Origin of the sequence: Microbacterium sp. BF1 (genome assembly GCF_019279095.1) — a bacterium.
Taxonomy (GTDB): Bacteria; Actinomycetota; Actinomycetes; order Actinomycetales; family Microbacteriaceae; genus Microbacterium; species Microbacterium maritypicum.
Genome location: NZ_JAGYWT010000192.1, coordinates 1 through 4489, shown reverse-complemented (window position 1 = coordinate 4489; position 4489 = coordinate 1). Strand labels below are relative to the sequence as shown.

The following is a 4489-nucleotide window of genomic DNA, read 5'->3' as shown; positions in this document are numbered from 1 at the left end:
GTCTACGACAAGGACGTGCGTCCGGGCGAGGCCGACCTCATCGTCGCCAAGCACCGTAATGGACCTACCGCGACGATCACTGTCGCGTTCCAGGGGCACTACTCGCGCTTCATGGACATGGCCCCCGTAGCGCTTGGCCCGACGCTGCAGGCGGTAGGCGATGTAGGACAGCAGCAGACACACGGCCACGTACATCGATCCGCCGACGATCGCCGCGGGGATCAGCGGCGACCCGTAGGGCGCCTGGTTGCCGATCTGGTTGATGACGTAGAGGAGCTCCTGGTACGTGATGATGAACCCGAGCGCGGTGTCCTTCAGCGCGACGACGAGCTGCGCGATGATCACCGGCATCATGGCCCGCACGGCCTGCGGGATCAGGATGAAGTACATCACCCCGGTCTTTCGCAGTCCGATCGCGTAGCCGGCTTCCTTCTGCCCACGGGGCAACGACTCGATGCCGGCACGCAGCACCTCGGCGAGCACGGAGCCGTTGTAGACGATCAGGGCGATCACGACGGCCCAGTACGGCGGCATCTTCACACCGATCACGGGGAGGCCGTAGTACAGCAGCATCATCAGGATGAGCACGGGCACCGCTCGCAGCACCTCGATGATCCACCGGACGGGCTCACGCACCCAGGCGTGCTCCGACAGGCGCCCGATGCCGAGCAGGAAGCCGAGGGCGATGGATCCGACACCGGCGACCGCGAATGCGGCCAGCGTGGCCACCAATCCCTCGCCGAACCGGACCCAGACCGCGGAGAAGGTGAAGATGTTCCACTTCTCCGCAGAGAACTGTCCCGTGGCGAAGAGTCTCCACACGACCCAGCCGAGCACGGCGAGGACGACGAGGACCGTTGCGGCCCCGATGAGCCGGTTGCGGACGACGGCACGAGGGCCGGGGACGTCGAAAAGGACGGAACTCATCGCGCGATCCTCCACTTGTTCTCGAGAACGCGCTGCACCCAGGCGAGCAGCAGCACCAGCACCACGAACAGGACCATGACCCACAGCAGGACGACGAGGGCGTTCTCCCCGCGCTCGCTGAGCGCCGCGCGGATGGTGCCGAGGTTGACGACGGAGAACCCCGCCGCCACCGTGGTGTTCTTCATGAGCGCGATGAGCACGCTCATCATGGGCGGGACGACCGAGCGCGTCGCCTGCGGCAGCACCACGTAGCGCATGACCTGTCCGAAGTTCAGGCCGATCGCACGCGCGGCCTCGGCCTGTCCGACCGGCACCGTGTTGATGCCGGCGCGCAGCGCCTCGGCGACGTAGGTCGCGGTGTAGAGCCCGAGGGCGATCACGGCCAGCAGGAGGGCGTTCACCCGCTCCCCCAGCAGGATGGGGAGGCAGAACGCGAAGAAGAACATGACGAGGGTGAGCGGCGTGTTGCGGATCCAGTTCACATAGATGCCGCCGACGGCTCGTGCGATCGGAACCGGCGATACTCTCGCGGCCCCGACGATGAGTCCGAGAACCAGCGCGATGATGCCACCGCCCAGGAACAGCACGATGGTTCCCCACAGTGCCTCTCCCCAGAGGTCGAGGTGGTCGGTGATGACTCCCACAGCTGCTCCTGTCGATTCGAGTTCTCGGATGTTCCTGCCGATGAGCGGGGCGGTCGAACATGTCGACCGCCCCGCAGGAATCAGCCGATCGGGTCGACCTCGGGCTGCGTCGCCTTGACGCCGGAGGCACCCAGGTTGTTGTCGAAGATCTGCTGCCAGATCTTCGCGCCGTCGGTGAGCTGCGTGTTGAAGTACTCGACCAGCGCGTCATCGCCCTTGGCGAGTCCGATGCCGTAGCGCTCCTCGCTGAACGGCTCCCCGACGACCTTCAGCTTGTCCGGGTCCTGGGCCGCGTAGCCGATGAGGATCGCCTCGTCGGTCGTGACGGCATCCACCTGACCGTTCTTCAGGTCCTCGACGCACTTCGAGTACGTGTCGTACTCCTTGGTCGGCACGTCGGGGTAGTTCGTCTTGATGTTCTGGATCGGCGTCGATCCGGTCGCCGAGCAGACCGTCGTCTCGGCACTCAGGTCGTCGACGCTCTTGATGTCGCTGTCGGCGCCGACGAGGAGGCCCTGACCGGTGACGAAGTAGGGACCGGCGAAGGAGATCTGCTCCTTGCGCTTGTCGGTGATCGAGTAGGTGCCGACGTAGTAGTCGATGTCGCCGTTCACGATGGCCTGCTCGCGGTTCGCGGAGGCGATCGCCTGGAACTCGATCTTCTCCGGATCGACGCCGAGCGATGCCGCCATCCAGCGGGCGATGTCGACGTCGAATCCGGTGCGATCGCCCGTCACCGGGTCGAGGTAGCCGAGGCCCGGCTGGTCCTCCTTGACGCCGACCTTGATCGTGCCGGAAGACTCGATCCGGTCGAACGTCGGGCTGCCGTCGATGCTGACGTCGGTCAGGACGGTCCACGGGGTGCTGCTGGAGGCCTCGCCCTCGTCGCCGCCCTCCGGAGCTCCTGTGCTGGACGGCGTACCGCTGTTGCAGGCGGTGAGCGCCAGCAGCGCGGCCGCTGCGATTCCGATACCTGCCAGTGTCCGTGTGCGTCGCATGTGCGTCTCCTTCGTGTGCTGTGTGTGCAGGGTCTGTGTGGTCGGTGCGTGGACGTCAGTGCGTGAGGAGCTTCGAGAGGAAGTCCTTGGCGCGATCGCTCTTCGGATGCGTGAAGAACTCCTCGGGAGTCGCCTCCTCCACGATCCGTCCGTCGGCCATGAAGACCACGCGGTCGGCGGCCTTGCGGGCGAAGCCCATCTCGTGGGTGACGACGATCATCGTCATTCCGTCGTGCGCCAGCTCGACCATGACGTCGAGGACCTCGTTGATCATCTCGGGGTCGAGGGCGCTGGTGGGCTCGTCGAACAGCATCACCTTGGGCTGCATCGCGAGAGCGCGGGCGATCGCCACGCGCTGCTGCTGGCCGCCGGAGAGCTGGGCGGGGAGCTTGTTCGCCTGCTGCGCGACGCCGACGCGCTCGAGCAGCATCATCGCCTCCTTCTCGGCGTCGGACTTCTTGATGCCGCGGACCTTGATCGGGCCGAGTGTCACGTTCTCGAGGATCGTGAGGTGGGCGAAGAGGTTGAAGGATTGGAAGACCATGCCGACGTCCGCCCGCAGATGCGCCAGGCCCTTGCCCTCGGCCGGGAGCTCCTTGCCGTCGATGCTGATGCTGCCGCTGGTGATCGTCTCGAGACGGTTGATCGTGCGGCAGAGCGTCGACTTGCCGGAGCCGGACGGGCCGATCACGACCACGACCTCCCCCGAGTTGACGGTCAGGTCGATGTCGGTGAGCGCCTGGAAATCGCCGTAGTGCTTCTGGACGTTCTCGACCACGACGAGCGGGGTATCAGAGGTCATCATTTCTCCAAACTAGCCACGTCGGACGCGGGTCTCCAGGCACCTCGGTGAGATTTACACGTTCGTAATCACCTGATCGCGGCACCAATGCAGCTGTGCATGGTTACCCCGCGGCCCGCCCCCACGGGCCGCGGAATCGTCCTGCTGCAGCACCCCAAAAACAGTTGAGCAGCAGGCGACGATCGTTCACGATCGACCTCACAATGACAGAGGGTGGACCCCGGTGTCAGACTTCTTGAGGATTTCTTGAGCAGTCAGCCGCGCAGGTCCCGGTAGTAGTCCACGGCCCCGGGGTGCAGAGGGACGGGACCGGTGAAGATCGCCGAACGACGGTCCAGCAACGCCGCGGTGGGCACCTCCCCCGCGATGCGCAGACGCGCGTCGAACAGCCCGGCGAGCACGTCGCGCACGACGGCGTCAGGGGTCGCGGCTGCCGTGACGAGATAGTTGGGCACCGCCATCGTCGGCGCGGAATCCACGAGGCCGTAGGTCCCGGCCGGGACATCTGCCGGACGGTAGGCGTGCGAGTACCGCTCGTTCACCTCGTTGACCCACTCCTGCTCGATCGGGAGCAGGCGAACCGGCGACCTCTCGGAGAGCTCCGCCACTCCAGGGGTCGGCAATCCGCCCACCCAGAAGAACCCGTCGATCTCCCCGCGCTCCATCGCGCCGATCGACTCGCTGAGGTCGAGCTGAGGGTTGCGGACAGACCCGAGATCGACGCCGGCCGCATCCAGCACGCGGGCGGCGATCACGTTCACCCCGGAGTTCTCCGCGCCGAGCGAGATCGTTCGGCCGGCGAGATCGCCGACGTCGTCGATCTCGGAGTCTCCCCGCACCACGACCTGCACGTATTCGTCGTAGAGCCGAGCGAGGGCCTGCACCTCCAGCGGCGTGTCGAAGGCCCCGGTGCCGGCCACCGCATCGGCGGCCGCATCACCCTGCGCGAACCCGATCAGGGCCTCCCCCGAGCTGACCCGCAGCAGATTGTGCGTTGAGCCGGTGAAAGTGGCGGGAATGGGCAGCACAGGTGGCAGTGCTCCACCCTGTTGTTCTCGAGACGCCAGACACCCATGCTGCATGCCGCGTGCTCGGCGCGGAACTGGGCATTGTCGGCG

Annotated in this window: 5 protein-coding genes; all 5 read right to left on the bottom strand. The window is 66.2% G+C overall.

Annotation, left to right across the window (positions count from 1 at the left end; all coding sequences use genetic code 11):
- A partial coding sequence (locus KZA10_RS08440) for an amino acid ABC transporter permease (protein WP_308289620.1) occupies positions 1-927 on the bottom strand: 927 nt, incomplete at its 3' end.
- Positions 924-1571: an amino acid ABC transporter permease gene (locus KZA10_RS08435; protein WP_141386236.1), complete on the bottom strand. Its 648-nt coding sequence runs from the start codon at positions 1569-1571 to the stop codon at positions 924-926. The genes KZA10_RS08435 and KZA10_RS08440, both read right to left, overlap by 4 nt.
- An 80-nt stretch (positions 1572-1651) precedes the next feature.
- Entirely contained in the window at positions 1652-2569 is a 918-nt protein-coding gene (locus tag KZA10_RS08430; RefSeq protein WP_055871044.1) for a glutamate ABC transporter substrate-binding protein, read from the bottom strand.
- A 55-nt stretch (positions 2570-2624) separates the two neighbouring features.
- Positions 2625-3374 carry an amino acid ABC transporter ATP-binding protein gene (locus KZA10_RS08425; RefSeq protein WP_371861286.1) on the bottom strand — a complete coding sequence of 250 codons (750 nt, stop codon included), beginning with the start codon at positions 3372-3374 and terminating at the stop codon, positions 2625-2627.
- 251 nt (positions 3375-3625) lie between these two features.
- A complete protein-coding gene (locus KZA10_RS08420; protein WP_308289619.1) occupies positions 3626-4399 on the bottom strand; it encodes a TAXI family TRAP transporter solute-binding subunit in 774 nt (257 codons plus the stop codon).
- Between the last annotated feature and the right edge of the window lie 90 nt (positions 4400-4489).